At 52.4% G+C, this 25477-nt stretch carries 21 protein-coding genes; 7 read left to right on the top strand and 14 right to left on the bottom strand.

The genetic code is table 11. The features are described from left to right. The 3 genes from ACTF5Z_RS01495 to ACTF5Z_RS01485 all read left to right on the top strand — a co-directional run. The coding region (locus ACTF5Z_RS01495; RefSeq protein ID WP_438984222.1) for a DnaT-like ssDNA-binding domain-containing protein at positions 1–386 on the top strand (386 nt) is incomplete at its 5' end. An 11-nt stretch (positions 387–397) separates the two neighbouring features. Further along, positions 398–1060: a replication protein P gene (locus ACTF5Z_RS01490; RefSeq protein WP_423850385.1), complete on the top strand. Its 663-nt coding sequence runs from the start codon at positions 398–400 to the stop codon at positions 1058–1060. Positions 1061–1140: 80 nt separating this feature from the next. After that, complete coding sequence (locus tag ACTF5Z_RS01485; protein ID WP_438984221.1) at positions 1141–2490, top strand: DsbA family protein; 1350 nt, start codon at positions 1141–1143, stop codon at positions 2488–2490. Here the strand turns inward: ACTF5Z_RS01485 and ACTF5Z_RS01480 are convergent. Then, positions 2487–3074, bottom strand: coding sequence for a TetR/AcrR family transcriptional regulator (locus ACTF5Z_RS01480; RefSeq protein WP_438984220.1), 588 nt, complete (start codon positions 3072–3074; stop codon positions 2487–2489). The genes ACTF5Z_RS01485 and ACTF5Z_RS01480 overlap by 4 nt on opposite strands. A gap of 33 nt (positions 3075–3107) precedes the next feature. Beyond that, positions 3108–3851 carry a TSUP family transporter gene (locus tag ACTF5Z_RS01475; protein WP_438984219.1) on the bottom strand — a complete coding sequence of 248 codons (744 nt, stop codon included), beginning with the start codon at positions 3849–3851 and terminating at the stop codon, positions 3108–3110. 138 nt (positions 3852–3989) lie between these two features. Between ACTF5Z_RS01475 and ACTF5Z_RS01470 the strand changes: the two genes are divergently transcribed. Further along, positions 3990–5057, top strand: a complete 1068-nt coding sequence (locus ACTF5Z_RS01470) for an MBL fold metallo-hydrolase (RefSeq protein WP_438984218.1) — start codon at positions 3990–3992, stop codon at positions 5055–5057. 220 nt (positions 5058–5277) lie between these two features. Here ACTF5Z_RS01470 and ACTF5Z_RS01465 read toward each other — a convergent pair whose 3' ends face one another. The 9 genes from ACTF5Z_RS01465 to ACTF5Z_RS01425 form a co-directional block, all read right to left on the bottom strand. Continuing rightward, positions 5278–6960, bottom strand: a complete 1683-nt coding sequence (locus tag ACTF5Z_RS01465) for a sulfatase (protein ID WP_438984217.1) — start codon at positions 6958–6960, stop codon at positions 5278–5280. A 43-nt stretch (positions 6961–7003) separates the two neighbouring features. Further along, positions 7004–7426, bottom strand: coding sequence for a DUF1330 domain-containing protein (locus ACTF5Z_RS01460; protein ID WP_423850642.1), 423 nt, complete (start codon positions 7424–7426; stop codon positions 7004–7006). Between the two features lie 155 nt (positions 7427–7581). Further along, the gene (locus tag ACTF5Z_RS01455; RefSeq protein WP_423853166.1) at positions 7582–9723 is read right to left on the bottom strand and encodes a PQQ-dependent dehydrogenase, methanol/ethanol family; all 2142 of its coding nucleotides are present in this window, start codon (positions 9721–9723) and stop codon (positions 7582–7584) included. 142 nt (positions 9724–9865) lie between these two features. Then, a complete protein-coding gene (gene dnaB / locus ACTF5Z_RS01450; RefSeq protein ID WP_423850344.1) occupies positions 9866–11290 on the bottom strand; it encodes a replicative DNA helicase in 1425 nt (474 codons plus the stop codon). 261 nt (positions 11291–11551) lie between these two features. Then, positions 11552–12001 (bottom strand): 50S ribosomal protein L9, encoded by a 450-nt coding sequence (gene rplI, locus ACTF5Z_RS01445; RefSeq protein WP_009576607.1) that lies wholly within the window; start codon positions 11999–12001, stop codon positions 11552–11554. A 31-nt stretch (positions 12002–12032) separates the two neighbouring features. Beyond that, positions 12033–12935, bottom strand: a complete 903-nt coding sequence (locus tag ACTF5Z_RS01440; protein ID WP_423850345.1) for a hypothetical protein — start codon at positions 12933–12935, stop codon at positions 12033–12035. A 32-nt stretch (positions 12936–12967) separates the two neighbouring features. Next, positions 12968–13195, bottom strand: coding sequence for a 30S ribosomal protein S18 (gene rpsR, locus ACTF5Z_RS01435; RefSeq protein WP_009576605.1), 228 nt, complete (start codon positions 13193–13195; stop codon positions 12968–12970). A 16-nt stretch (positions 13196–13211) separates the two neighbouring features. Then, a complete protein-coding gene (rpsF, locus tag ACTF5Z_RS01430) occupies positions 13212–13655 on the bottom strand; it encodes a 30S ribosomal protein S6 (RefSeq protein WP_009576604.1) in 444 nt (147 codons plus the stop codon). A 156-nt stretch (positions 13656–13811) separates the two neighbouring features. Next, positions 13812–15113: an MFS transporter gene (locus tag ACTF5Z_RS01425; RefSeq protein WP_438984216.1), complete on the bottom strand. Its 1302-nt coding sequence runs from the start codon at positions 15111–15113 to the stop codon at positions 13812–13814. 675 nt (positions 15114–15788) lie between these two features. Here ACTF5Z_RS01425 and ACTF5Z_RS01420 point away from each other — a divergent pair. From ACTF5Z_RS01420 to ACTF5Z_RS01410, 3 genes are read left to right on the top strand one after another with little or no spacing between them, the layout of a single operon-like run. Then, positions 15789–17108: a TolC family protein gene (locus ACTF5Z_RS01420; RefSeq protein WP_438984215.1), complete on the top strand. Its 1320-nt coding sequence runs from the start codon at positions 15789–15791 to the stop codon at positions 17106–17108. Next, positions 17098–18636, top strand: a complete 1539-nt coding sequence (locus ACTF5Z_RS01415) for an efflux RND transporter periplasmic adaptor subunit (RefSeq protein ID WP_438984214.1) — start codon at positions 17098–17100, stop codon at positions 18634–18636. Before ACTF5Z_RS01420 ends, ACTF5Z_RS01415 begins: the two co-directional genes overlap by 11 nt. Beyond that, positions 18629–21730 (top strand): efflux RND transporter permease subunit, encoded by a 3102-nt coding sequence (locus tag ACTF5Z_RS01410; RefSeq protein ID WP_438984213.1) that lies wholly within the window; start codon positions 18629–18631, stop codon positions 21728–21730. Before ACTF5Z_RS01415 ends, ACTF5Z_RS01410 begins: the two co-directional genes overlap by 8 nt. Here ACTF5Z_RS01410 and rlmB read toward each other — a convergent pair. The 3 genes from rlmB to ACTF5Z_RS01395 all read right to left on the bottom strand — a co-directional run. Then, complete coding sequence (rlmB, locus tag ACTF5Z_RS01405) at positions 21727–22488, bottom strand: 23S rRNA (guanosine(2251)-2'-O)-methyltransferase RlmB (protein ID WP_438984212.1); 762 nt, start codon at positions 22486–22488, stop codon at positions 21727–21729. The two genes, ACTF5Z_RS01410 and rlmB, sit on opposite strands and share 4 nt — an antisense overlap. Beyond that, a complete protein-coding gene (rnr, locus tag ACTF5Z_RS01400) occupies positions 22485–24971 on the bottom strand; it encodes a ribonuclease R (protein WP_438984211.1) in 2487 nt (828 codons plus the stop codon). The genes rlmB and rnr overlap by 4 nt, the downstream gene beginning before the upstream one ends. 141 nt (positions 24972–25112) lie before the next feature. Continuing rightward, a partial coding sequence (locus ACTF5Z_RS01395) for a M43 family zinc metalloprotease (RefSeq protein WP_438984210.1) occupies positions 25113–25477 on the bottom strand: 365 nt, incomplete at its 5' end.

Raw genomic sequence — 25477 nt, 5'->3', positions numbered from 1 at the left:
TGTACTGGAAAGAACGCGGAAGTCACCCTAAAGAATTGAATTCTCGATTCATTCAGCACATCCGCTTGCAATGGGCCCGCTACACTTCTGCGATCAAGCACAGCACCGAGCCAACGCGCATACCTGCCGATTGGACCCCCAGTAGCGATGTTTATGATATTTTAAAGCTGTCGCATATTGATGCTAACTTTGCCAACGACTTACTGCCCGAATTTATTGTTTTTTGGCGAGACTCAAACCAGCTCCAAACCTCATGGAACAGTAAGTTCTTGCAGCACGTAAAGTATCACTGGGCCAAACAGCATCAATTGGCCAGCGAGGCGACAAGCAGTACCCGAGGTCGCAGCCTGAGCGAGGATCTTAGCGATACATCTTGGGCGCAATAGAGACGAAAAAAATGAGCAAAAAATCGATTAGCGACATCGCCGACCAGATTGAGTCGCTGGGTAAAAGCCTCCCCGAGCCTACCCATGCGTCCAGCAGTTCACAGCCTCCGCGCGAAGAATATGTCGAAGCCATCAACCAAATTTTTGCTCTCTTTCGGCTAAACTATCACAACCAGTACTACTCAGCTTACCCTGACGCCGACCAAGTCAAACAAGTCAAAAAGTTGTGGTTTGAGTCACTCAACAAGTATCCCGTCAGGATATTGTTGCAAGCTGCGAAAAGCGCCATCGAGAAAAGTGAGTACCTGCCAACCCTCAGCCGCATGCATGAACAGTGTGTCGCTCAACTTGGTGAGTTGGGGTTACCCGATGCACACAGCGCCTATCTTCAGGCCTGCCAAGCGCCTTCACCCAAGGCTAGCCAGAGCTGGAGTCACCCAATCGTGTACCTAGCAGGGCGCGATGCCGGATGGTTCATACTAACGAACGAGCCCGAGGCCAAAGCTTTCAAGGCCTTTGAGCAGCACTATCAAAAATACCTAGAACGTGTACTTCAGGGGGAATCGTTCGAAGTTCCTGCCTTACCCGCACCTGAACCTCATTCGCCAGAACCTTTGGGTAAAGAAGCGCAGCTAGCGCTTTTAGCAAAACTCAAGGCAAAGACCCAGCTGTAAACTCCAGTCTTTGCACTATGTTGGATTGGGCACCTATGGCACACTCTTGGCCATAACAAAATCAACGGGTACCAAGCGCCATGTCAGAACCTAACATAACTCGCCAAAGCGGTGCTTCTTCCAGCACGCAATCGCGCCTGTTTCGCCTTTTGCAGAGACAGGTCCTTAAAAGCCGTCTCAGCGACAAGCATCTTGCCAAAAAACGCGAACGCGCCGAACAGCTTCGACGGCGCGACAGACGTGATCACCATGTTCATGTGTTCTACCAGGTGGATGACCCCTATTCACATTTACTAATGCAGGCACTTAAGCTCGTTCAAGCCAACACATCAGCAAGATTTACGGCACACTTAACTCGGGGGGTATCCGGCAATAACAATCCAGAGCCTGAATTGTTAATTGCGCTATCACGAACCGATGCGGCTTTTATAGCACCAGGTTACGGATTACAGTTTAAGGCTGGCGATTACGTACCCAGTGATACTGCCCTTAAAGCCGCGAGTGTTAGAGCCAGCGCTCTCGTGAAAAATGGGGCTCGCCCCATCGACGAGCTTATCGACTTAGGCGATTCACTTTGGTCGGGCGAACTCGAGAATGCCACTTACGACGGGGATGCGTTAGCTGCAGCAGAAGCAGCCATCACCGACGGCTCGACATACCAGCAAGAACTTGGCCACTACGCAGGCGCCATGTTGTACTACGAAGGCGAATGGTATTGGGGGGTTGACCGCTTGTATCACCTCGAGCAGCGCCTGCAGGCGCTTGGAGTCTACGGAGACATTCTATTTCCGAGAGCAAGCACGCTGCCCCAGCAAACATTAAGTCATGGCTACCAACTAGAATGCTACCCGAGCCTGCGATCACCCTATTCAGCCATATGCTTTGACGCCGTCTGCGCACTCGCAGATCGAGCAGGTGTCGAACTGGTGTTAAAGCCCGTCTTGCCTATGGTCATGCGGGGAGTAACGCTCACTCGCACTAAAGGGGCCTACATCATGAGCGATTGCGCGCGTGAAGCGAAAACGCTAAATAAAGTGGGCTTCGGCAATTTTTACGACCCCATCGGCGAAGGGGTCATTCGCGGCTTTTCAATCTATCCGCTGGCGATACAGCAAGGCTTGCAGCGCGAATACTTAAAAAGCTTTATGGATGGCGCTTTCTGTGAGGGCATCAACTCGCTCTCAAATCGCGGCTTGAAAAAGATATGCGAGCGCGCCGGTTTGCATTGGAAAGAGGCCGAAACCTATCTAGACAAACCCGGTTGGGGCGACGCGCTAGAGCAAAACCGACAAGACATGTATTCCTGGGGCAGTTGGGGTGTGCCCAGCTTCCGACTCATTTCACCCGAGGGCCAGGTAATCGCTCAGGCGTGGGGACAAGATCGGCTGTGGCGCTTTGCTCAAATCATTGACCACATAGAAAACGCCTAAGCCCCTAGAAGGCGCGCAAGCGTCTCTGCGATAGCGGCTTTGGCCGCGTCGGCACCTAGGTTCTGATGATCACGCAGACGATCCCAGTGTTCAAAAGAGAGCTGCGCCTCAATCGAATCTTGTAACGCTTTGGGCAAAGACCTTAGTTCGGGCAACCAGTCAAAATTGTCATTGTGCAAAGCCCGCTGATACCGAGCGTAGTTCTCGTGCAGGGCTTTGTAGCGCCAGCGCTGTGCCAACGATGACCGAGCAATATTAGCCACTAATTCATACTGTTCGCTGCGATAATCAACCAATTTTTGAATGCGCTCACTGACAGAACCATGACGATCGCCGCCAGCAAATAGGCCTTCGATATGCGCGCGACGCTGAGTGTCGGCAATCGAAAACAAATTTTCCATATCCGAAAAGTGACGAAAGACGGTCCGAATCCCCACGCCCGCGCGATCGGATGCTTGTTGCGCAGTAGGGATAAGGTTCCCTTCCTCTATCATAGCAGCCATTGCATCAATAATGGCTTGCTTACTGCGCTCGCTGCGCTGACGACGACCGTCAATTTCCAAGAGATTTGCAGGTTTTGTCATTTGTATGTCATAAATTGCATGTGAGGCGCCAATTTACAGCCGCCCTATGCCAGATGCAACAGAAGATAACGCGATCAACACCAGCACGCCGATGGCTACGCGACGGTATTGCTGAGACCCATAGCTGGCAAACCAGTGGTTGCCCAAGCGGTCGCCCAGCAACATCACGGGCCAAGCCAGCAAAAACAGCCAAAGGCTGTCGATAGTGACAAAACCCATCCAGGTAAAATTGACTAGCGCCAGTGCCGCCGAAACCAAGAGCAGGGTCATTAGCAGAGCGCGACTTTGGGCAGGATCTTTTTCAGTAGCCAGCACATACACAATCAAAGGCGGCCCTGGCATCGACAGCAGACCATTGAGTAATCCCGCGGCGGAGCCAGTAAACAGGTCTTTAAAAGTGCTTCCCGAAAATGAAAACCGCCTGCTAAATACCAGCAAAAGGCAAGCAATCAGCAAAATCACACCCGCCAGCAGCTGAAACTGCGAGCGCTCCAGTGACGATAAAAATACGACACCGACGCTCGAGAAGACGACCAAAGTCACTAGTAATCCGCTGATCTTGCGCTTGGGTAAAGCTTTTTTAAATGCACCAAAACGCAAGGAGCTAGTCGCAAATACCAGTGACGCACTTAAGACCACCGCCAGCGAGGGTGGCAGCACCCAGATAAAAATAGGAACGGCAGCCAGAGCGAAGCCAAACCCAGTGAATGCACGCAGGACAGAGGCGACGGCGACACCCGCCCAAATGGTCAACATTAGATCAAAAGATAAGTTCATACTGGGCCCTAACCGCGGTGCGACACTTTACCATGCTTTTAAGTAAAAGCAGCGACCAGCACTTGCTTGTGGCTCAGGCCTGTTTGTGGCATAACATTGGCCAACATCTTAGCGCCCGTGGGTCAAAAGGAACTGAAAATGAAAAAAGGCATTATTGTTGCCCTCTTAGTCGTCACCGGCTTTATCGTGGCACTACAAAAAGAAACGATCGCGCAGCGCATTCTCGAAGCAGGGATGAACAAGCAAATGGGCCGAAATGTACTCAATGAGCTACCCGACGGCCTTCAGGTCGGCCTGTGTGGAGCCGGAGGTCCCCTACCTGCTCCAAAAGCGTCAGGACCCTGTGTGGTGGTCGCCGCGGGTAGCCAGCTGTTTGTGGTAGACGCTGGCACCGATGGCATACGCAACTTGATTCGCATGGGTATGCAACCTGGCGGCATAGACGCCGTCTTCCTCACGCATTTCCACTCCGATCACATCGATGGCCTCGGTGAATTGGCCACACTACGTTGGGTGAATGATGCCAATACAAGCCCGCTGCCTGTCTACGGCGCCACGGGCCTCGAAAATATCGTTAACGGCTTTAACATGGCCTATCAGCTTGATACCGTCTATCGCCACGCACACCACGGCGACAGCGTAGCGCCCTTAAGCGGTGCGGGGATGCAAGCCAACAGCTTCGACAAGCCGAAAGAGGGGGCGTCCTTGGTGTTAATCGAAACTCCCGATCTTAAAATCGAGACGTTTTCGGTCGATCACTCGCCAGTAGACCCGGCCGTTGGCTATAAATTTACCTACAAAGGTCGCACAACATTAATCACCGGCGATACAGTCAAATCAGATACCATCATTCAGCACTCTAAAGGCATTGACTTACTGGTCCACGAGGCGCTGGCTCCTAACCTCGTCCAGCTAATGAATAATGCCGCCGTGAGTAAAGGGGTTGAGGTACTCGCCAAAGTCACAAGCGATATACCCGATTATCACGCCAGTCCCATGGATGCGGCCGAAACGGCAAAAGAGGCGGGCGTTAAACATTTGCTTTACTACCACATCGTGCCCCCTTTGGTTGCGCCCGGGCAGACAACACTATTTTTAAACGGCGCCCAAGACGTATTTGAAAACTTCACCATTGGTCAAGACGGCGTCTTGTTCTCGCTTCCAGCGGGTAGCAGTGACGTAAACTTGGTGAATAAAGGGTTATAGGTGGTGCTTCTTAGCACGAACTCCGCCGACCAGCACGCTGCAAGGGGGTGGCGCCTCGCCGACAGGGGCGTTTACAGGCTCGAACCGCCCTCCACCACAATTTACTCGCCACTCAAATAAGAAGCCAATGCCGTCAGGCGACACACTAAGACATGCTTACCTTCACACTTTAAGGCGTTTTTTAAATTAACCTGTTACCCAACCTTCTCTTATGTCGTTTTCAATTTGGGGTATAAACATACTCATCGCCCTCCTCGTAGGTATCGGCCATGGTCTTATCAATGAGTACTGGCAATTCCGTGGTCGCCGGATACAACGGCGGCATGCGATCTTCATTGTGCTCTAACAGTAACTTCGATAGCTCCCTGACTTTGTCCGGATAACGGGCCGCGAGATTGTTAATCTCGTAAGGGTCCTCGGCCAAGTGATACAACCACTGCTTAGGCTCGGTCAACTTGGGGGAATTTACCTGCAGCTTCCAATCGCCATGGCGCACCACTTGATACTGACCATTTTGCCAAAACAAGGTATCGCGTGACCAGTTCTCTCGCCCCGCCTGAGTCAACAGTGGCAAGACACTCATACCGTCAACCACACGATCGCCGGGCAGCGATGCCTGTGCCGCGGCACTAATCGTCGGCATCATATCGATGTGAGCTACTGGAGTATTGATCCTAACACCCGGCTCAATGGCCCGAGGCCAACGCAAGAATAAGGGCACGCGGATGCCACCCTCGAACTGAGTGATTTTCCAACCCCGAAAGGGCTTATTGATGTCGCTAAGACCGATGTAGCCTGGACCGCCATTATCACTGGTAAATATGACTAGGGTATTTTCGGACAGTCCTCTCTGGTCTAGTGCATCCAGCACGCGTCCAACCGATCGATCTAAAGCACGTATCATCGCTGCATAGACCCTGAGTCGATGCGGCTGTAAATCACCCACGGCCTCATAGTCTTCTTTGGTTGCTTGTAAGGGTGTGTGTACCCCCCAATGAGCTAAATACAAGAAAAACGGACGGTTCTGATTTGCTTCAATGACCCGTATGGCCTCGTCGGTCCAGTAATCGGTTAAGTAACCCTTGGGTTTAAAACGTTGTTCGTTAACGGTATTGAATGATCCGGAAAAGCCCGACTTAGCCCACAAGAATCGGTCGATCGGATCAAAGTCCAGCTTGGCATTCACCACTCGGGGGTCATCCTGCGGCAAGAACAGAAAGCTTTGCATCAACAAGCTATCATCAAAACCCTGAGAATTCGGGTCCATGCCATTGGTTCGACCCAAATGCCATTTACCAATGTGAGCAGTGTAATAACCCTGCTGCTTCAATACCTCCGCCACGGTCACTTCTTCCGTGGGTAACCCTTTTGAGTGAAAATCCGGCTGTTGATCTTCAAGATCCTGAGAATAATAAGCTTCTGGAAAAGAATCGATCTGGTTGTATAAGCGGCTGACAATAGAGGCCATGCCAGGAGGTGTAGGTGTAAACTCATAGCCTGTGCGAGTGGGATAACGCCCAGTCATCATCATTGCGCGCGACGGTGCGCAAGTGCTTGCACCGGAGTACGACTGCTCAAAAACGGCACCTTCCGCTGCTAGACGATCAATATTTGGTGTGGGCACGGCGCCATTTGCGATGCCACCACCAAAGGTCGAAATATCGTTAAATCCTAAATCGTCGGCAACAATCAAAACAATGTTAGGCCTCCTTTCGGAGGCCCGCTCGTTTGCTTCTGCAGGACCTTGCTGCCAAGCCAACTCTGGCGCCGCTGGCAAGTCACGATACTCTCGGGCCGATTGCAAGGTCACCAGCTGCAGCAACAACGGAAGCCGGAAATACCAGAGTCCGAACAACACGAATGCAATGCATCCCACCAAAAACCCAACACGTTTAACTTTCATCAGACCTGTTCCCCCCACCCATTTCTCAACGTAAACACAGCTTTCAGTCAAACAAGCCAGTACCTACTGTCTCGATATTAAGCTGACCCTGCAGACCGGCCTCACGATGTTTACTGGGCTCGGATAATGCCTCAGACATCGACATCGCAATTAAAGCAGCGCGATTCGGATACTGAGCAATTGCCACGGCATCCCAAAGTTCATCGACATGGCCAAGCAGTAGGCCCGATACGTCTGCCGAAAATAAAATCTTACCGCCGTGCTGTTGAATCACCTGCGTCACTTCGGTGGCGTACAAGTTATAGGCCTCTCTTCCCGTGAGTGCGCTTTCTCGGCCATCTTTATATTCAGCCCGCGCTCGGAATTTCAGCAAGTTAACCATGTAAATTGGCCCGTCGGGCCCAGGCTCTTGAAGCATCTTGATGCTTCCTGGGCGATGGGGGTAAACATCGTTTTCAACGTTCATGAAAGCACCTTGTGTCACTTACTGTGTCATTACTAGAGTCACGGAACATAACCTAATGCTAGCCTAGGAATCAATCGGTGACTTGGCAACTTGATACAAAAAAGCCCCTGGCACACACGCGTCAGGGGCTTGCGTTAAACTCTGATTCGCAAACGCTAATCAATACCTGCCGCCAGATCGTTACGGCGCTTCACAAGGTAGGCGTAAATAGAGTCAATTTGTGCCTTATCTAGGCGGTCGCCAAAACCGACCATACCCTGCTGATGACGTAGCCCACCCTGGACAATGGGATAAAACAGCTCCCAACTTGCCTCAGACATCATGCGCAAATCGGGTACCGAGCTGCCTGATACCGCTCGGTCACCGTGACACATATGACAGTTTGCCATGTACTGCTTCAAGCCTTCGGTGATCATAGCTTCGTCACCAATTTGCTCAATTGGCGTCACCACAGCCATTTGCTCGGGCGTGGGTTCAGGGGGGAGTTCATGCGTACCACCCAACTTATAGACCAGCACGCGAGGACGAGCCGTGGAACCTTTGCTACGTTTAGCGAGTTCACCGCCGACCATCGCGAACGAACCACCCCAACCAGCAGCAACAGCGACGTACTGCTCGCCATCTACGGTGTAGGTCACAGGACCGGCCACCACACCGGTTTGCGCGTAGCTTGACCACAAGCGTTCACCACTGTCAGCCGTATAGGCAACAAACTCGCCCTCAGCATTACCTTGGAATACAAGGTTACCCGCCGTGCTGAGCAAACCACCATTCCACATATTTGGATGCTGCACGCGCCATTTTTCTGTTTGCGTTACGGGATCCCAAGCGGTGATATACCCCTTAACCATCGCACCTAACTGTGCACGCACGGCAGGATCATCAGGCGATGCCGCTAACTCAAAACGAACACCTACATTCCAGCCTTTCGAGTTGTACTCGTAATCACTGTCGTGCCCATACACAATGGGGATTTCCTGCGCGGGGATGTACACCAAGCCCGTATCGGGGCTATACGACATGGGGTGCCAGTTGTGACCACCCAAGGGGTGTGGGAACTGAAAGTTCGGCACACCGGTTTCTTCATAACGCGCTTCAGGGGCCTCTACGGGGCGCCCAGATTCGGGATCTACGTGCGTCGCCCAGGTAGCCATGGTGTACTTCTCGGCAGAGATAAATTCACCGGTTTCGCGATCAATCACATAGAAAAAGCCGTTTTTGGGCGCCTGCATAATGACTTTACGCATCCGTCCATCGAACTCCATGTCGGCTAAGATCATGTGCTGCGTTGCAGTATAGTCCCAGCTCTCACCCGGCGTTGTTTGATAGTGCCACACGTATTCGCCAGTATCTGCGTTTAGCGCAACAATCGACGACAAGAACAGGTTGTCGCCCGTACCATTACTGCGATACATGCGGTTCCAGGGCGCGCCATTTCCGACACCGATGTAAACTAGGTTGAGCTCAGGGTCGTGAGCAATCGAATCCCAAGCGGTACCACCGCCGCCCACGGTCCACCACTCGCCGCTCCAGGTTTTGACCGTTTCTTCGTGAATGGCATTCTCGAAGGGCTCGTTGGGGTTACCCGGCACCGTATAAAAGCGCCACACCTGCTCGCCCGTATTGGCATCGTAAGCCGTCACATAACCACGGACGCCGAGTTCCGAACCACCGTTACCGATGATCACCTTGCCATCGACCACGCGAGGTGCGCCTGTGATAGAGTATGGGCGGTCTTTGGGCGTGGTTTGTACCTCCCAGACCAATTCACCCGTCGCCGCGTCAATAGCAATCAGACGACCATCACCCACACCCGAATAAATTTTGCCTTCCCACGCGGTAGCGCCACGGTTGACCGCATCGCAACACATGTTGACGAACCAGGCTTTATCCATCTTTGGATCGTAGGTCCAAATCTCTTCACCTGTTTTCGCATCCAGTGCAAACACTTTGCTCCAACCACCCGTGACGTACATCACACCATCCACAACGATGGGAGTTGCTTCGATACCACGCGTATCGCCCAAATCGTAGTGCCAGGCCATACCAAGATCTTTCACGTTTTCAGCGTTGATTTGGTTAAGAGGACTATAGCGCTGCTCGGAGTAAGTGCGACCGTGCGCCATCCAGTTACCAGGCTCTTGGTCTGCGGCAATAACGCGCGCTTTAGTAACATTTGCCGGTACGGCAGGGACCTCCGCGACTGGCGGCTTGCTGGATGAGCAAGCGACCAAAAAAGACGTTAGGCCTATCGCAAAGGCTCGGGTGATAGACGGTGATAAACGATGTGTATTCAAACGATAGTCTCCCCGCTTCAAGAGCGTTTTATTGTTGTGTGAGCGTGCACGAACTACGCCTCTATTATGGGCATAAATTCAAGACCGAGCCAAACCCTAATTGGATGAGGCGAAAATTGACCCCCCACTGTCAAAAACCGACCTAGTCGTACGTATAGCTGTCGAACGCCAGGTTATCAAAGCGCGTGTACTGGCCTTGGAAAGTTAAGCGGCAGGTGCCGATAGGACCGTTACGCTGCTTGCCGATAATCACCTCGGCAATACCTTTATCAGGCGAGTCTTCGTTGTAAACCTCGTCACGATAAATAAACATAATAACGTCTGCATCCTGTTCGATCGCACCACTTTCACGAAGATCCGAGTTGACTGGACGCTTGTTGGGACGCTGCTCGAGCGAGCGATTAAGCTGTGATAGCGCCACCACCGGGCAGTTAAATTCTTTCGCGATAGCCTTCAAGTTACGAGAGATTTCGGAAATCTCGGCGGTACGCCCCTCACTTTTACCGGCCACTTGCATCAACTGCAAATAGTCAATCATGATCATACCGATCTGACCATGCTCGCGGGACAAACGTCGAGCTCGAGCGCGCAGTTCGGTTGGCGTTAAGGCCGGAGTGTCATCTATGAAGAGAGGCACGTCCTTCATTTTGGTCACAGCTGCCGACAGCTTGGGCCAATCCTCTTGCTCCAGTTTCCCGTTACGAATGCGCGTTTGGTCAATGCGCCCAACCGACGACAGCATACGAATTATCAATTGATCGGCGGGCATCTCCATTGAAAAAACCAAAATGGGCTTTTTCTGATTTAGAACCGCATGTTCAACTAAATTCATAGCAAACGACGTTTTACCCATCGAAGGTCGTCCGGCCACGATCACAAGATCGGACGGCTGCATGCCGCTGGTCATCTTATCGAGGTCTTTAAAGCCCGTAGATAAGCCCGTGATGTCGCCACCCGAATGAAATAGTTCTTCGATGCGCTCCAGCGCCTTAGACAGCAGCGGGTTTACCTCTTGAGGGCCGCCGCTTTTCATGCCGTCTTCAGAGATCTGCATGATTTTATGTTCGGCTTCGTCGATCAGCTCTTCACTTGATCGACCCTCGGGATTAAACCCCGCTTCAGCAATATCTTGTGCTGTTTCAATCAGTCGACGAAGAAGCGAACGCTCGCGGACAACCTTAGCGTACGCTCGAATATTAGAGGCACTGGGTGTATCGGCCGCCAATTCCGTAATATAGGCAAGTCCGCCCACTGAATCGAGCTCGCCCGCTGCCGCCAGTCGATCTGACAGGGTGATGACGTCGATGGGATCACTTTCATTGGCTAGCTTTGCAATCTGCCTAAAAATCAAACGGTGATCATGGCGGTAAAAATCTGCGGCTGTCACCGCCTCAGCAACGCTGTCCCAAGAATCATTCGCAATTAACAAACCACCCAGTACCGATCGCTCCGCTTCAATCGAGTGCGGCGCCATTTTGATGCGCGACAGCTCACGATCGGGAGCATAACTTCCACCCGGTGCGTAATCCTCGGGCGGTGGATAGTCATCGTAATCGGATTCAGACATATTGGATGCGGATCAGTAAAAGACGATAGCCTACCTGAGTTCTCAGTCTAAAAAAACCACTACATCGCCTCATCGCGTAACAGACCGCGGACAGAGAATGGGCTTTCGGCCGTCTTGCCAGTGTGGCAATGAGCTCAACAAGCAGCGAAGGGCGAGTGCAAACATGAGGGGAAGGTAAAAGGGGCAGCAAAGCCTACCTGCCGTTGCTCGGCAGGCGCGACCTTACCTTTAACGGGCGCCACAACGACGCCCGAAGAAGCATTACTCGGCAACAACCGCCAAAGTAAGTGTTGCCATAACATTGGCGTGTACCTGAATAGCGATTTCGTATTCGCCGATCTCACGCAATGCGCCTTCTGGCAACTTAACTTCTGATTTGTCGATCGCAGTACCAGCGGCAGTTGCTGCTTCGGCGATATCACGAGTACCTACAGAACCGAACAGCTTGCCTTCGTCGCCCGCTTTCATGGTAATGGTCACAGTACCCATACCATTGATCGCGTCAGCGCGTTTCTCAGCAGCAGTCAATGCAGCAGCAGCAGCGGCTTCAAGCTCGGCGCGGCGGGCTTCGAATTCGGCGACATTTTCAGCTGTCGCTGGAACTGCCTTGCCCTGAGGCAACAAGTAGTTGCGACCGAAACCGGCTTTTACCGATACTTGATCGCCTAGGCCACCCAAGTTACCCACTGTTTCAAGTAAAATAACGTCCATAACTCACCTCTTTTTGAGGGCTTGCCCTCGTTTATAAATCTTTGTCGTGGTCGGTTGGCGTTTTATCGCTCTCACCCTGTGAATCACTGGGTAAAAACTGTTTCCGCAACCCCATAACACTATCCAGCAGGGCAATTCCTACCACCGCCAACTTAATAAAATCAAAGACCACCCACAGCGCATAGAAGCCTGTAAAGTAGCCCTTGCCTTTGTGTTTTGCTCGTCCACGTGCATGCACATAGCCCAAGCCAGTAAACACCAAAGGCACGCAAAATATCGCGGCCCAACTGCCATTTGCCATATCCGCAACGACCATCGCGACAGCAAACACCACCAACACGATCGCTGTTGCAGCCGGCACTACCGCTCTTACGTACTCACGCCCAAACAAACCAGGGCGATACAAAGACGACTGCCAGTAGGCGCCAAGCAACATCGTCGCCGATGCCGCAAAGGCATTCGACAGTGCCAGTATGCCGGCAATTTGCAGGGTGGTGGGTCGATCAAACCCGATCTCCGCACCACCTTGCATCGATTGTTCAACACTTGCGATGAACGAATCGAATAAGGCCACCAGCTGCTCTAAGTAGCCCTGCCCAAACAGAACTACAACACCACCGCTGACTAAACCTATTGGCACCGCGCTAAGCAATGCCGTGCTCAAACTCCCACTCAGGCGCAAAACACTGGCCATAAGCCAAGCACTGACTAACAACATCAATGGGCCTGCATCGCCATAAACATAAACTAACAGACCCGAGGGCAACAAAGCCCAAAACAACAGATAACCACCCGATTTGGGGCCCTGTTGCAAACTCACTAAAGCGATAATCGCTGCGCTCACCCAACAAAACAGAGCGCTACCGGCCCCTGCGATGGTTAAAAACATCGCCTGCCATTGGCCCCGCATTGCAAATTGGGCTAGCGCTTTCACGTCATCCCTCCGCCCACTTAAGGGCCAATCACTTACTCGTGAGAGTCAGTGTAAGGCAACAAAGCCAAGTAACGTGCGCGTTTAACAGCCGTTGCCAACTGACGCTGATACTTTGCTTTTGTGCCCGTAATACGGCTAGGTACGATCTTACCGGTTTCGGTGATGTACGCTTTCAGGGTTTCCAAATCTTTGTAATCGATTTGTTTTACACCTTCCGCGGTGAAGCGGCAAAACTTACGTCGTCTAAAAAATCGTGACATGGTCTTCTCCTACCGCTTATTCAGCGTCTTTGTCGTCAGCGTCTTCGTCGCTGTCGTCTTGATCTTCGTCATCATTACTCTCAGCTTCGGCTTCAGCAGCACGACGCTCTTCGTAACGATTCTTGCGCTCACGGCTTTCTTTTTCCGCCTTCATAATCAAAGACTCTGAAGTATCAGCTTCGTCCATTTTGATCACAAGGTTACGGATAACGGCGTCGTTGTAACGGAAGATAGTGGTTAACTCGTCCATTGCTTCAAGTGAAGCCTCTACATTCATCAGGACATAATGTGCTTTGTGCACTTTGTTGATGGTGTAGGCCAACTGGCGACGACCCCAGTCTTCCAAACGGTGGACTTTACCGCCGTCTTTTTCAATGATTTGAGTATAGCGCTCTATCATGCCTGGGACTTGCTCAGACTGATCAGGGTGCACCATAAATACGATTTCGTAATGTCGCATAGATAAGCTCCTTACGGGTTAATGCCACCCACTCTCTGCGGTGTGACAAGGAGATCGGCCTACGGATAGACCGGGCAAATTTTCGAGCGCGAAGCTTACAGCCTATTGAGGCCAATAGCAAGGATTGCCAGCGCGAGAGTTTTACACCGTATAAATCTAGGCTTTATCGGCTTGTACGCCGGCCTCCGGATCGTCGAAGGCGGGTCGTTCGACCGCGGGTTCAATCGCCTCCTCCATAGAATCCGGGCCTCGAGGATCGAGCTCGAAGGCGGTCGGCGCAATTTCAGGAGCCGCCATATTGAACGGGGTTTGATCTTCGGGTGCGACGTTTTCACGGTCGCTACGGTGCATGAAGATATAAAATCCAATCAAGCCGCTGGTTATCGCTAGGCTCCACCACAACATACTGACCGAGGCTGCATCCATTAGGGGGCCGATGAATAGCGGTGCTAGGGCAGCACCTGTCGCATTCAGCAGCAGCACCGACGTACCGACCAATACAAACTCGCCGCTTCTGGCTTTGTCGATTACCGTTGCTAACGCCAGAGCATACATCGGCATCGCCACGGCGCCGAACACCGTCACCAAACCCAACAACAACACTTTTTCGGCCGCCAACGCCAGCAATACGCAAACCGCAACACTCAGGCCACTTAAGGCCACCAAAATACGCGGGCGTCCAAATCGATCCGACAATAAGCCCACTGGATACTGCGCCACCGCCCCACCAATAATCGCCGCAGCGATAAACAGCGAAACGTCGCTAACTTCAGACATCGAGCGCTTGGCAAACACGGCTCCCAAGGTCCAGAAGCTTCCTGTCACCAAGCCAGACATAAGCGCGCCGGCAAAAGCGACTTTAGACCGGCGATACAACAGACCAAAACTCACCCGAGTCGTTGCCATCGGCGCAGGCGCCAATTGTCGTGTTAGGCCTACAGGCACGATAGCCATGGCGATTAACATTGCCGCCACGATAATGGGGGTCGCAGTACTGATCGGCATCCAGGACAGCAGAAACTGACCCAAGGCCATGGCCATAAGCACCACAAAGGTGTACGCGGCAAGCACTCGACCGCGAGTGGTATCCGTCGCCTGGTCGTTCAACCAACTTTCGATGACAGTGTACAGGCCGCACATCATAAAACCGATAGCACCCCGCGCCAAAGCCCACAGAGGCCACCAGCCCGATAATTCCATGCTTAACAAAGCCGTGACTATCACCGCAGTTAACACCGCAAAGCCTCTAATGTGACCGACACGGCCGATCATTTGCGGCACCACAAAGCAGCCCAACACAAACCCGCCAAAATAGGCCGAACCGGTTAAGCCAATAACAGTGTCAGACAAGCCAAGGCCCGCGCCTTTAAGCGGTAACAGCGTAATTTGAACGCCGTGACCGGTGAGCAGCAAGGCGGTTGCTAATAAGAGTGAGCTGAGTGTAACGACGGTCTTCATAATTCACCTCTCGGATCGAGGTTGGGGTATTGCACGAGCGCGGCAAGATACACTCAAAAAACGCCGCAATCGACTTCTGTTGCGGGTAATAATGCCACTTTTTTACAGAAAAACAGACGATTAGCAAACCACTGCGTGTTGGCAATGTTCTGCACTGGGATTATGATGCTCCTATGATCAAATTGCGCGTCAACACATTAGCCGTTTGCGCCCTGCTGCTTTGCTTTGGCTTGCAGTTTAGCGAAGGTGTGTCTGCAAATTGTCACGACCAAGAAATAAATGCAACGCCGGCTAAAGTAAGCGCTCATCAAGAGACCGCAACGCCCATCGGTGCCAACCATGCGCCCGCGCTAAGCGTCTACGCTGAACCAACAGTGTACGAGCCACAAAGACACCAACCCGAAAGTCACGATTGCTGCGAGGGCGACATGAGCCAGTGCTCAATGGCGCAATGCTCGGGGGCCACGTACGCAAGTACTTCAGCTTCCTCCAGTAACGCGGCGCTGCCCCCCAAAACGTATTTTCGCCCTCTTCGCGCCGGTGCGCCTCACCACCCAAGTTCGACCTTATTTAGACCGCCAATTTTAAGTTAGACAGGATAACTACGCCTGCAATTTGCCGAACCCAATCATTCGGTTTTTTGCCCTGTTGGTCACTTAACAATTGGAGCAATCCATGATTTTTCACTTCATCCGCATGAGCGCAGTTTTTGGCGCTCTGGTTAGCGCATCTTTCGCTTGGTGCGAACCATCGGTTTCGTTAGAGGACTTCGCTCTGAACGCAGTGCGAAATGACCTTTTGATGCAAGCAAGTGCGCACCAAGAGCGCGCCCAAACTGAGCAGGCTAACTACCCCCTCTCTCTTCCCGACCCAAGCCTTCGCATTGGTATAGCCAACCTTCCTGTGGACAGTTTTGAATTTGACCAGGAACCTATGACGCAAATCACGGTCGGTCTCAAACAAGCACTACCTCGGCTCGCCACACGCCAGTTAAAAAATCAGCAGGGTAAGCAGATGGCGGCAGAGCAAGGGCAAAAGACGCAGCTGCGACGTGCCGAAGTATTGCGGCTAAGCAGACTGGACTGGCTGTCGATGTTCGGGTTACAGCGCAAAATCGCCTTGCTCAACGAGCAGAAAACCATCTTGAACACGCTATATGCCAGCAAGATCAACACCTACGAGCACTCAGCTACTGCTCGACAATCCGCGTTGCTGCGCCTGCAAACTGAAATTTTAATGCTCGACGAGCAATTGCTAATGGCACTCGGTGAGCAGCAAGCCACTGTCCAAAAACTGCGATATTGGAGCCCCAGCTCCGAAGAAGAGCAATTCAAAAAACTACCCGCAACGGGCCTAACACATCTAACAACCCTTGCGGGCACTCTCATAAAAACCGACTCGCTAGAACTAGAGGCATCTTTGTTACAGCATCCTCGCTTTCGTATGAGTGACGAAAAACTCAGCGCGGCCGACCTTAACACCAGACTCGCGAAAGATGCCTACAAGCCGCAATTTTCTCTGGAGGCAAGTTATGGCTATCGCGACGACTCTCCACTCGGCACTAATCGAAGTGACTTTGCCTCGATTGCCTTGAGTTTTGATGTGCCGATTCGCCAGTCAAAGCGGCAAGACTATGCTCTACGAAGCGCCGAATCCTTGCGTCAGGCCGCCAGTTTTGAGCGCAGCTATCTCGCCCGCAAACTTAAAAGTGACGCCTTGGCGCTTCAGGCAAAACTTACAGAGCTTCAACAACGTACAGCACTCCTGCGAGATGACTTATTGCCCTTGAGCGCAACACAAATTGCCAGCCTAGAGATCGAGAGTCTGCAAAATGCGAGCGCACTTACGGAGCTATTGGATGCACAAGTGCGCCGCAATGAATACCAACTAAAACTCAACGACGCTGAAATAGCTTTGTGGAAAACCACGATCGACCTGCAATTTTATCTGCAGTCCGAGCCCCATGATTCACCGGAGACTCACCATGAAAATTAATTTACTGACAGCGGGCGTCATTACCGCAACCGCCGTTATTGCAACCTACTTGCTCATGCAACAGTCTGAAACTGGCGACGCAACCCAGCTAAAACCTTTGTATTGGGTCGCCCCCATGGATCCCAGCTACCGCCGTGATGCACCGGGCAAATCACCTATGGGGATGGATCTAATCCCCGTGTACGAGGACGCCGCTTCCGACTCTGGGTTAACACGCATCAGCGCGTCGATACAACAAAGCCTAGGCGTCAGAATTGCCAAAGCAACGCAAACCTCGGTTCAAGAGACAGTTAAAGCGCTGGGCGTAGTAGAATTTGATCAGAGCACCTACTGGAACGAGACGGTCCATTTAGACGCTTGGGTTGAGAACGTAAGTGTCACCGACATTGGCCAATACGTTCAGGAAGGGGATGTGCTTTACACGCTGTATTCGCACGAACTGATCACTGCCCAAGAAAATCTGATACTGGCGCTAAATCAGAACAACCAAGCGCTTTACGATGCGGCCAAACAACGCTTGCTGCAGTTTGATGTGGCCGAAAGCACCATTGCAAAAATAGCGCAACGCAAGCAGGTGCTGACACAGGTCCCCATCCTAGCGAAACGCGGGGGCATTGCTGCTGCGCTCTCGGTATCGTCCGGGCAATTTGTTAAATCGGGCCAAACGCTCTTGGGTGTGCAGCACCCGTCAAAGCGTTGGATTACCGCGGAACTTTACGCTGACGAATTACCAACGCCGCTGTCACACTACCAGGCCTTCGTACTCCCCAAGCAGGGCAAGACTGAAAAAATCGCAGCCGAATTACTCAATGCCCTCCCAACTGTGGATACTCGCAGTCGTAAACCGGTTGTTCGCCTTGCCATCGATAATGCGCAGATGCAGGTTGGCGAGTTTGTCGAGTTAGAAATTCGATCAACTCACACTCGCGATATTTTGACCGTCCCTACTTCCTCGATTGTATCGGATGGACGCACTTCTCGAATCGCAAAATGGCTGGGAGACGGTGCCTACACCTTTGCTAACGTCGAGCTTGGTGCCACCTACCAAGATCAAGTTGAGGTGCGCTCGGGACTCGCGTTGGGGGACAGTGTGATTACCAACGGACAGTTTTTACTGGATTCGGAGTCCTTGATTGCCGCCGAGGCTGAGCGTAGCCAGCTTGATGCGCAACCCGCTGGCGTCTGGGTGATGGCCAGAATTATTAGTGCCACACCCGATTTTGGGCTCGTTGAGGTACATCATGAGCCGATACCAGAATGGTCGTGGCCCGACATGACAATGTCATTTGAGGTTCTGGACCCTACCCTCTGGCCACAGTTGAAGCAGGGAACCTCTGTACATATGCGCATCACTGCCACCGAGTTCGGTTACGGCATTGCCGAGGTTATGATCCACGAAAATTCTGGGGCAGACCATCAAGGCCAGTCGATACCCAAAAATTCAACGGATGTGACACCAACATCGACACGCCATAATCACAGCCAACACAACACCTCTACCGACCAGCATGGAGACCACCATGATTAACAAAATTATTGCGTGGTCAATTCAACAACGTGCACTCGTACTGTTGGCCACCGTTGTTGTCGTACTTGGTGGTCTGGTTGCGTTGCAGCGAACCCCGGTAGATGCCATACCAGACTTGTCTGATGTGCAGGTAATCGTAAAAACACCCTTTCCCGGACAGGCACCACAAGTGGTGGAAGACCAAGTCACTTACCCTTTAAGTAACTTGCTGCTGGGAATTCCCGGGGCAAAAGCCGTACGAGCTTATTCGTTCATGGGTGACTCGTATGTCTACGTTATTTTCGATGACAGCACCGATGTGTATTGGGCTCGCAGCCGTATCAGCGAATACCTATCCCAGGCATCGACTATTCTGCCACCCGGCGTGCAACCCCAAATTGGCCCCGACGCCACTGGTGTTGGCTGGATCTACCAGTACGCCATTACCGACAGTTCAAACCAACACGACTTGGCTGATCTCACACGCCTGCAAGATTGGTTTATTAAACAAGAGCTGCAATCGGTAGAGGGCGTTTCTGAAGTCGCCAAAGTGGGCGGCATGGTCAAGCAATACCAAATTGTGGTCGATCCAGAGGCACTGCGGCGCTTGCAAATACCTATTACTCACATTGCAACGGCGGTACAACGCAATAACCAATCCAGCGGTGCCTCGGTCATTGAGCAAGCCGGTGCCGAGCATATGGTTCAGATGTTGGGTTACATCGACAGCATTGACGATATCGAAAATACCCCCCTAGGCTTAAGCGCAAACGGCTTACCCGTACTGGTAAAAGATATCGCAACTGTCACTCTCGGCCCTCTGTCGCGACGAGGTGTTGCCGACCTAAACGGCCAAGGCGACGCAGTCGGTGGTATTATCGTTATGCGCTCTGGCGCCGACGCCCAACGAACAATCGAGGCGGTAAAGGCTAAACTAGCCATTGTCGAGCAAAGCCTTCCTCAAGGTATTACTTTAACGACCGTTTACGACCGCTCACAGCTCATTAAACGCGCAATCGACGACTTATCAACAAAGCTGCTGCAAGAATTCGTCGTCATTGCTTTGGTCTGTGCCGTATTTTTATTTCATTTGCGGTCATCACTGGTTGCCATTATCAGTCTGCCTATTGCTCTGCTGCTGGCCTTTTTGTTGATGTACGCCCAAGGTATTAGCGCCAATATTATGTCGCTAGGGGGTATCGCTATTGCGATTGGTGCCATGGTGGATGCCAGTATCGTTATGGTCGAAAATCTCCACAAGCATCTCGCTGGCCAGCGCCTAGAACGCGAAACCCGATGGCAGCATGTTTATGCCGCGGTCAGCGAAGTCGCACCCGCCATATTTTTTGGCTTAGCCATTATTACAGTCAGCTTCTTTCCGGTCTTTGCACTGGAGGCGCAGGAAGGTCGCCTATTCGGGCCCTTAGCCTTCACCAAGAGCTACGCTATGGCTGCTTCAGCCTTTTTGGCGATTACGCTGGTCCCGGTGCTGATTGGCTACCTGATGGTGGGCAATATACCCAGCGACGCACAAAACCCCGTCAATGGCTGGTTGCAGCGCGCCTATCGCCCCACTTTAAGGGCCGCGCTACACCACCCCAAAGCTACGCTTGCTGGCGCAGCGCTCATATTACTCAGTGCTCTGTGGCCTATGTCGCAGCTAGGTAGCGAATTTATGCCCGATTTAGACGAGGGCGACATCATGTACATGCCCACCTTTGACCCAGGAATTTCGATCGGCGAAGCCCGCCTGCGCCTGCAGCAGGCCCACCGATTGATCAAAACTGTGCCCGAAGTCGACCGTGTTTTCGGCAAAGCTGGCCGCGCCGAAACAGCAACTGACCCAGCACCTTTGAGTATGATCGAAAGCGTGATTCAGCTAAAACCCAAATCGCAGTGGCGCGAAGGCATCAGCAAAGATGACATCATTCAAGAGTTGCGAGCGGCGGTAAATTTGCCTGGTTTTAGCAACGCTTTTGTCATGCCCATCAAAACGCGTATCGATATGCTAGCAACCGGCATCAAAACACCCGTGGGCGTGAAAGTTGCGGGGCCAGACTTAGAACAACTGCAGGCGGTGGCGGCTGACGTTGAAGGTCTTCTTAAAACCCTAGAGCACAGCGAATCCGTTTATGCCGAGCGTCCCAGCACAGGGCGCTATCTCAATATTCGGGTCGACAGAATCAAAGCAGGACTCTTCGGTTTAAGCACAGCCGATGTGCAACAACAAATCAGTATTGCGGTGGGCGGTAAAACCATCGCCTACAGCACAGAGGGGCGCGAGCGCTACCCCGTGAACGTGCGCTATCCGCAGAGTGACAGAGACAGCCTTGATGACCTTAGAACTCTGTTAATAGCAACACCGAACCAGGGCATGATCGAACTGCAAGATATTGCCGAGGTGGCGCACGAACGCGGTGCGGCGATGCTGAAAAGCGAAAATGCGCGCCTCAATGCGTGGATCTTCATCGATGTTAAAGACACCGACTTAGGGTCCTATGTTAAGCAAGCGCAGGCGCTATTAGAGCAAGAACTTACCGTACCCCCTGGCTACACGCTGAGCTGGGCTGGTCAATACCAATACATGCAGCGTGCTGTTGAGCGACTCAAAATTATTGTTCCCATCACCCTCACGATTATCGTGGCGCTATTGCTGGTACAGTTTAGATCCATGCGTGAAGTGCTGCTGTTACTGTTAACCCTGCCACTGTCATTGGTCGGCAGTGCCTGGTTACTCTACTGGCTCGGGTTCAATCTATCCGTCGCCGTTGGTGTCGGCTTTATTGCTTTGGCGGGTCTTTCGATCGAAATTGGCATACTGATGCTGGTGTACCTGCAGCAGGCTGTCAGCACTTCGAGCTCGGATTCAGACACTCAAGCGCTAAACCACGCCATTGTCGAAGGCGCAAGTCGCCGAGTACGTCCAATACTGATGACCGCAAGCAGCGTTTTCGTAGGCATGCTGCCCATATTATTGGGCGAAGGTACGGGGGTGGAGGTCATGAGCCGCATCGCCGCACCTATGGTAGGCGGTGTGCTCAGCACCTTGGTACTGACCTTGATTGTGCTGCCGGTCCTTTACCGCTACTTTTTAACGGGTTCAGCTCAGCGTTAACCGCGGCGCTGGCGCACCACCTCATACAATGAGACACCGGTCGCCACCGACACATTCAAACTGGTTACGCTACCCAGCATGGGTAGCTTGACCAAACCATCGCAGGTCTCGCGCGTGAGGCGACGAAGACCATCGCCCTCGGCACCCATTACAATGGCCACGGAACCCTTTAAATCGACATCATACAGCGTCTGCTGAGCTTCGCCTGCCATACCGTAAACCCAGACACCGGCCTGCTTTAACGTCTCTAACGCGCGGGCTAAGTTTGTGACTTTCACCAGTGTGACAGTCTCTGCCGCACCGCACGCCACCTTGCTAACAACTGGCGTAATATCGGCTGATTTATCTTTAGGAATCAATACCGCTGTAACGCCAGCTGCATCGGCGCTTCGTAAACACGCCCCAAGATTGTGTGGATCGGTCACGCCATCCAAAACTAACCACAACCCCGGTCCGTCTTGTTGCGCGATAAGCTCGGGCAAATCTGCTTCTAATAGCTCTTTTTTTGCACCACCGACCGACGCGCCCGCCATAACGGCGACCGCACCCTGATGCCGGCCCAACGACATCTCTTTTAAAGTGTCTTTACTGACGCGCTCGATAGATACACCCTGATTGCGCGCCAAGTCGGCCAAAGCATTCAAACGGCGGTCGTCACGACCCTCGACCAATTGCAACACACGAATATCACGTGGACGCTGCTTTAAGGCACTTTCGACCGCATGAATACCAAAAATTACTGTCTGTTTACGGTTCATTTTTTGCTGCGTCGTCCTTTTGCCACCTTGTTACCACCCGCGCGTTTTGGACCTTTGCTACCGCGCGCTTTTCGCTTGGCAGGTGCGTCAAACTTTGAGGCCTTTTTTAGGGCTCGCCGGGCGCCCGAGGGTGCATCGGGCATATTCGCTTTTAACAATTCAAGATCGATGCGTTTATCATCAAGATCAACGCGCGCAATTTGCACGGTTACCTTGCCACCCAGGCGGAAAGTTTTACCGCTACGTTCGCCGACCAGCTGCTGATGTGCCGCCTCGTAACGATAGTAATCACCCGGTAGCGAGCTAATGTGCACCAGACCCTCAATATAAAGGTCGCGCAATTCGACAAACAAACCAAAGCCCGTGACCGAGGCAATCACACCGCTGTACACATCCCCAACTCGTTCGCGCAAGTACTCGCACTTCAACCACAACTGCACGTCGCGAGTCGCGTCATCGGCGCGGCGCTCGGTCATGGAACAATGTTCGCCCAAGCCCAGCATGGCTTTTAAGTCGTAGGGAAAAATGTGTTCTTTAGGTATAGGCGGCGCCTGATCAACGCGGCGTAAATGCTGAGCGCTCTGGCCATTGCGCAACAAGTGCCGAATGCCACGATGCACCAACAAGTCGGGGTAGCGTCGAATCGGCGAAGTAAAATGCAAATAGGCCGGGTAATTCAAACCAAAATGGCCGTTATTATCCGGTTTGTACACCGCCTGGCTCAGGGAGCGTAGCATCATGGTTTGTATCACACTCGCATCGTCGCGGTCTTTAACGCGCTCAAGCAGGTCGTGATAATGCTCAGGCGTAGGCTTTTCGCCACCGCCTAGCTGCAAGAACATTTCGTCCAAGAACTGTCTTAAATTGGCTAAACGCTCACCACTCGGGCCCTCGTGCACCCGGAACAAAATGGGCAGTTTGTGGGCCTCGAACAAGTTGGCCGTAGCCACGTTGGCCGCCAGCATGCACTCTTCAATAATCTTGTGAGCATCGTTACGAAACACCGGCACAATTGCTGCGATTTTGCGCTGCTCGTCAAATAATATGCGCGTCTCTATCGTCTCAAAGTCGATGGCTTTACGCGCTTCTCGCGCTGTGCGTAATACTTTGTATAGACGATGCAGACGCGCGATATCTTGATAGCGCTCTTTGGGAACATTCTCTGACTCGCCGTTCTCTAATACCTCGCCCACCGCGGTGTAGGTTAAGCGCGCATGCGAGTGAATAACCGCCTCATAAAACTCATAAGACTTAATGTTGCCCGAGCGTGTAATCGCCATTTCACACACCATGGCCAAGCGATCGACATGCGGTTTTAACGAGCACAAGCCATTCGACAAGGCCTCGGGCAGCATTGGTACCACCCGCTCCGGAAAGTACACCGAGTTACCCCGAATCACCGCTTCGCCATCCAGTGGCGAACCGGGTTTTACGTAGTGCGACACATCGGCAATGGCCACCCACAGGGTAAAGCCACCACCAGGGCGCGACATGCAATAGACGGCGTCATCAAAGTCGCGGGCGTCCTCGCCGTCAATGGTTACAAAGGGCAGATCGCGCAAATCGACGCGGTGCAACTTATCTTCATCCAGCGGCTCAAACTCCAAACGACCCGCTTCGTTAATCACCTCTTCTGGCCATTCGTGCGGAATATCGTGCGAGCGAATCGCCACTTCAATTTCTAGGCCAGGGTCTAAGTGATCGCCTAGCACCTCGACAATACGCCCCTTGGTGGGCTTGCCGCGCTCAGGAAAGTCAGTAATTTCTGCCGTCACCACCTGTCCATGCTTGGCATTACCCTGACAGCCTGCAGGAATGATAATTTGGTGCGTAATACGTGCGTGTTCGGGCACAACCAAGCCAAAGCCAGAGTCAGATTCATAGCGGCCCACAATGCGCTGGCGTTTACGCTCCAGAATCTCGACAATCTTCCCCTCAGCGCGACCGCGACGATCAACACCCGTGATCATGGCCAGTACTTCGTCGCCATCAAACACTTTGTCCATTTGCCGCGCTGACAAAAATAAATCGTCGTGATTTGGATCATCTAAGGGCTTCGCAAAGCCGTAACCGTCGCGATGACCAATCACGCGGCATTTCAACAAATGCATGCGCTCCACGATCCCGTAAGCGCCCTTTCGGTTCACCATCAGCTGGCCATCGCGTTCCATGGCTCGCAAGCGGCGATGTAGGGCATCCATTTGCTCGTGCGAATCAATATCAATTAAACGCGCAATTTGATTCGCGTTCAAAGGCTCTGCCATATCGGTGAGCAAAGCAATCAATGCTTCGCGAGAATGAATGGGGTTATCGTATTTTTGGGCTTCACGCGCCGCGTTTGGGTCAACGCCAACTTCCACGGCATCATACGTTTGGGCGGTCGCCTTATTGGATACAGACTTAACCTTACGCTTGTAAGGCCTGCGTGTGCTTGATTGTTCGGGGCCGGACGTTGTGTCTTTGTTACCTGGTGTTTTAGCCATAGGTGCTCGGTTGTTTTATGAAACCTTATGATACGCCCACCTAGCCGATAAACCCAGCATTAGCGTACGACACAACAGATTCAAACAAAGAAGGACCCGAGTGGGTCCTTCTGGGAGCGCCCCTGACGGGGGTCAATTGGGCTATAGACCAGACAGGTTACGGTAAGTATCTGACTGCTCAAAAGCACGCAGGATTTGGCCATCAGTAAAACGATACATACAGGCATCGTCGGTATAATCCATGAAGTTAAATACATCGTCATAACCAGGATCTTTTCTGCAACTATCGACTGGCGATGAAGGGCAACCGTAATTTGGCACTCTTGCTGCGGGAGTATCACTCACGTAATCGCCGGCGCCGCGGCAGCCGCCCTGGAAGGTGTGATACAAGCCCAACCAATGACCCACCTCGTGGGTCGCGGTGTCTCCTAAATTGTAAGGCGCTGCGCTACCACCCGGTAATGAAGCCCCAAGCAACACGACACCATCATCGGCTAAATTGTTAA

The sequence above is a fragment of the Aequoribacter sp. genome, from assembly GCF_965659035.1.
Lineage (GTDB): Bacteria > Pseudomonadota > Gammaproteobacteria > Pseudomonadales > Halieaceae > Aequoribacter.
Note: the sequence above shows the minus strand (reverse complement) of the source record. Positions and strands in the feature narration are given on the sequence as shown.

What these genes read in the sequence shown, in the direction of transcription:
- ACTF5Z_RS01490 (WP_423850385.1), top strand. Translation starts at nt 398, where the DNA reads ATGAGCAAAAAATCGATTAGCGACATCGCCGACCAGATTGAGTCGCTG.
- ACTF5Z_RS01485 (WP_438984221.1), top strand. Translation starts at nt 1,141, where the DNA reads ATGTCAGAACCTAACATAACTCGCCAAAGCGGTGCTTCTTCCAGCACG.
- ACTF5Z_RS01480 (WP_438984220.1), bottom strand. Translation starts at nt 3,074, where the DNA reads ATGACAAAACCTGCAAATCTCTTGGAAATTGACGGTCGTCGTCAGCGC.
- ACTF5Z_RS01475 (WP_438984219.1), bottom strand. Translation starts at nt 3,851, where the DNA reads ATGAACTTATCTTTTGATCTAATGTTGACCATTTGGGCGGGTGTCGCC.
- ACTF5Z_RS01470 (WP_438984218.1), top strand. Translation starts at nt 3,990, where the DNA reads ATGAAAAAAGGCATTATTGTTGCCCTCTTAGTCGTCACCGGCTTTATC.
- ACTF5Z_RS01465 (WP_438984217.1), bottom strand. Translation starts at nt 6,960, where the DNA reads ATGAAAGTTAAACGTGTTGGGTTTTTGGTGGGATGCATTGCATTCGTG.
- ACTF5Z_RS01460 (WP_423850642.1), bottom strand. Translation starts at nt 7,426, where the DNA reads ATGAACGTTGAAAACGATGTTTACCCCCATCGCCCAGGAAGCATCAAG.
- dnaB (WP_423850344.1), bottom strand. Translation starts at nt 11,290, where the DNA reads ATGTCTGAATCCGATTACGATGACTATCCACCGCCCGAGGATTACGCA.
- rplI (WP_009576607.1), bottom strand. Translation starts at nt 12,001, where the DNA reads ATGGACGTTATTTTACTTGAAACAGTGGGTAACTTGGGTGGCCTAGGC.
- rpsR (WP_009576605.1), bottom strand. Translation starts at nt 13,195, where the DNA reads ATGTCACGATTTTTTAGACGACGTAAGTTTTGCCGCTTCACCGCGGAA.
- rpsF (WP_009576604.1), bottom strand. Translation starts at nt 13,655, where the DNA reads ATGCGACATTACGAAATCGTATTTATGGTGCACCCTGATCAGTCTGAG.
- ACTF5Z_RS01425 (WP_438984216.1), bottom strand. Translation starts at nt 15,113, where the DNA reads ATGAAGACCGTCGTTACACTCAGCTCACTCTTATTAGCAACCGCCTTG.
- ACTF5Z_RS01420 (WP_438984215.1), top strand. Translation starts at nt 15,789, where the DNA reads ATGATTTTTCACTTCATCCGCATGAGCGCAGTTTTTGGCGCTCTGGTT.
- ACTF5Z_RS01415 (WP_438984214.1), top strand. Translation starts at nt 17,098, where the DNA reads ATGAAAATTAATTTACTGACAGCGGGCGTCATTACCGCAACCGCCGTT.
- ACTF5Z_RS01410 (WP_438984213.1), top strand. Translation starts at nt 18,629, where the DNA reads ATGATTAACAAAATTATTGCGTGGTCAATTCAACAACGTGCACTCGTA.
- rlmB (WP_438984212.1), bottom strand. Translation starts at nt 22,488, where the DNA reads ATGAACCGTAAACAGACAGTAATTTTTGGTATTCATGCGGTCGAAAGT.
- rnr (WP_438984211.1), bottom strand. Translation starts at nt 24,971, where the DNA reads ATGGCTAAAACACCAGGTAACAAAGACACAACGTCCGGCCCCGAACAA.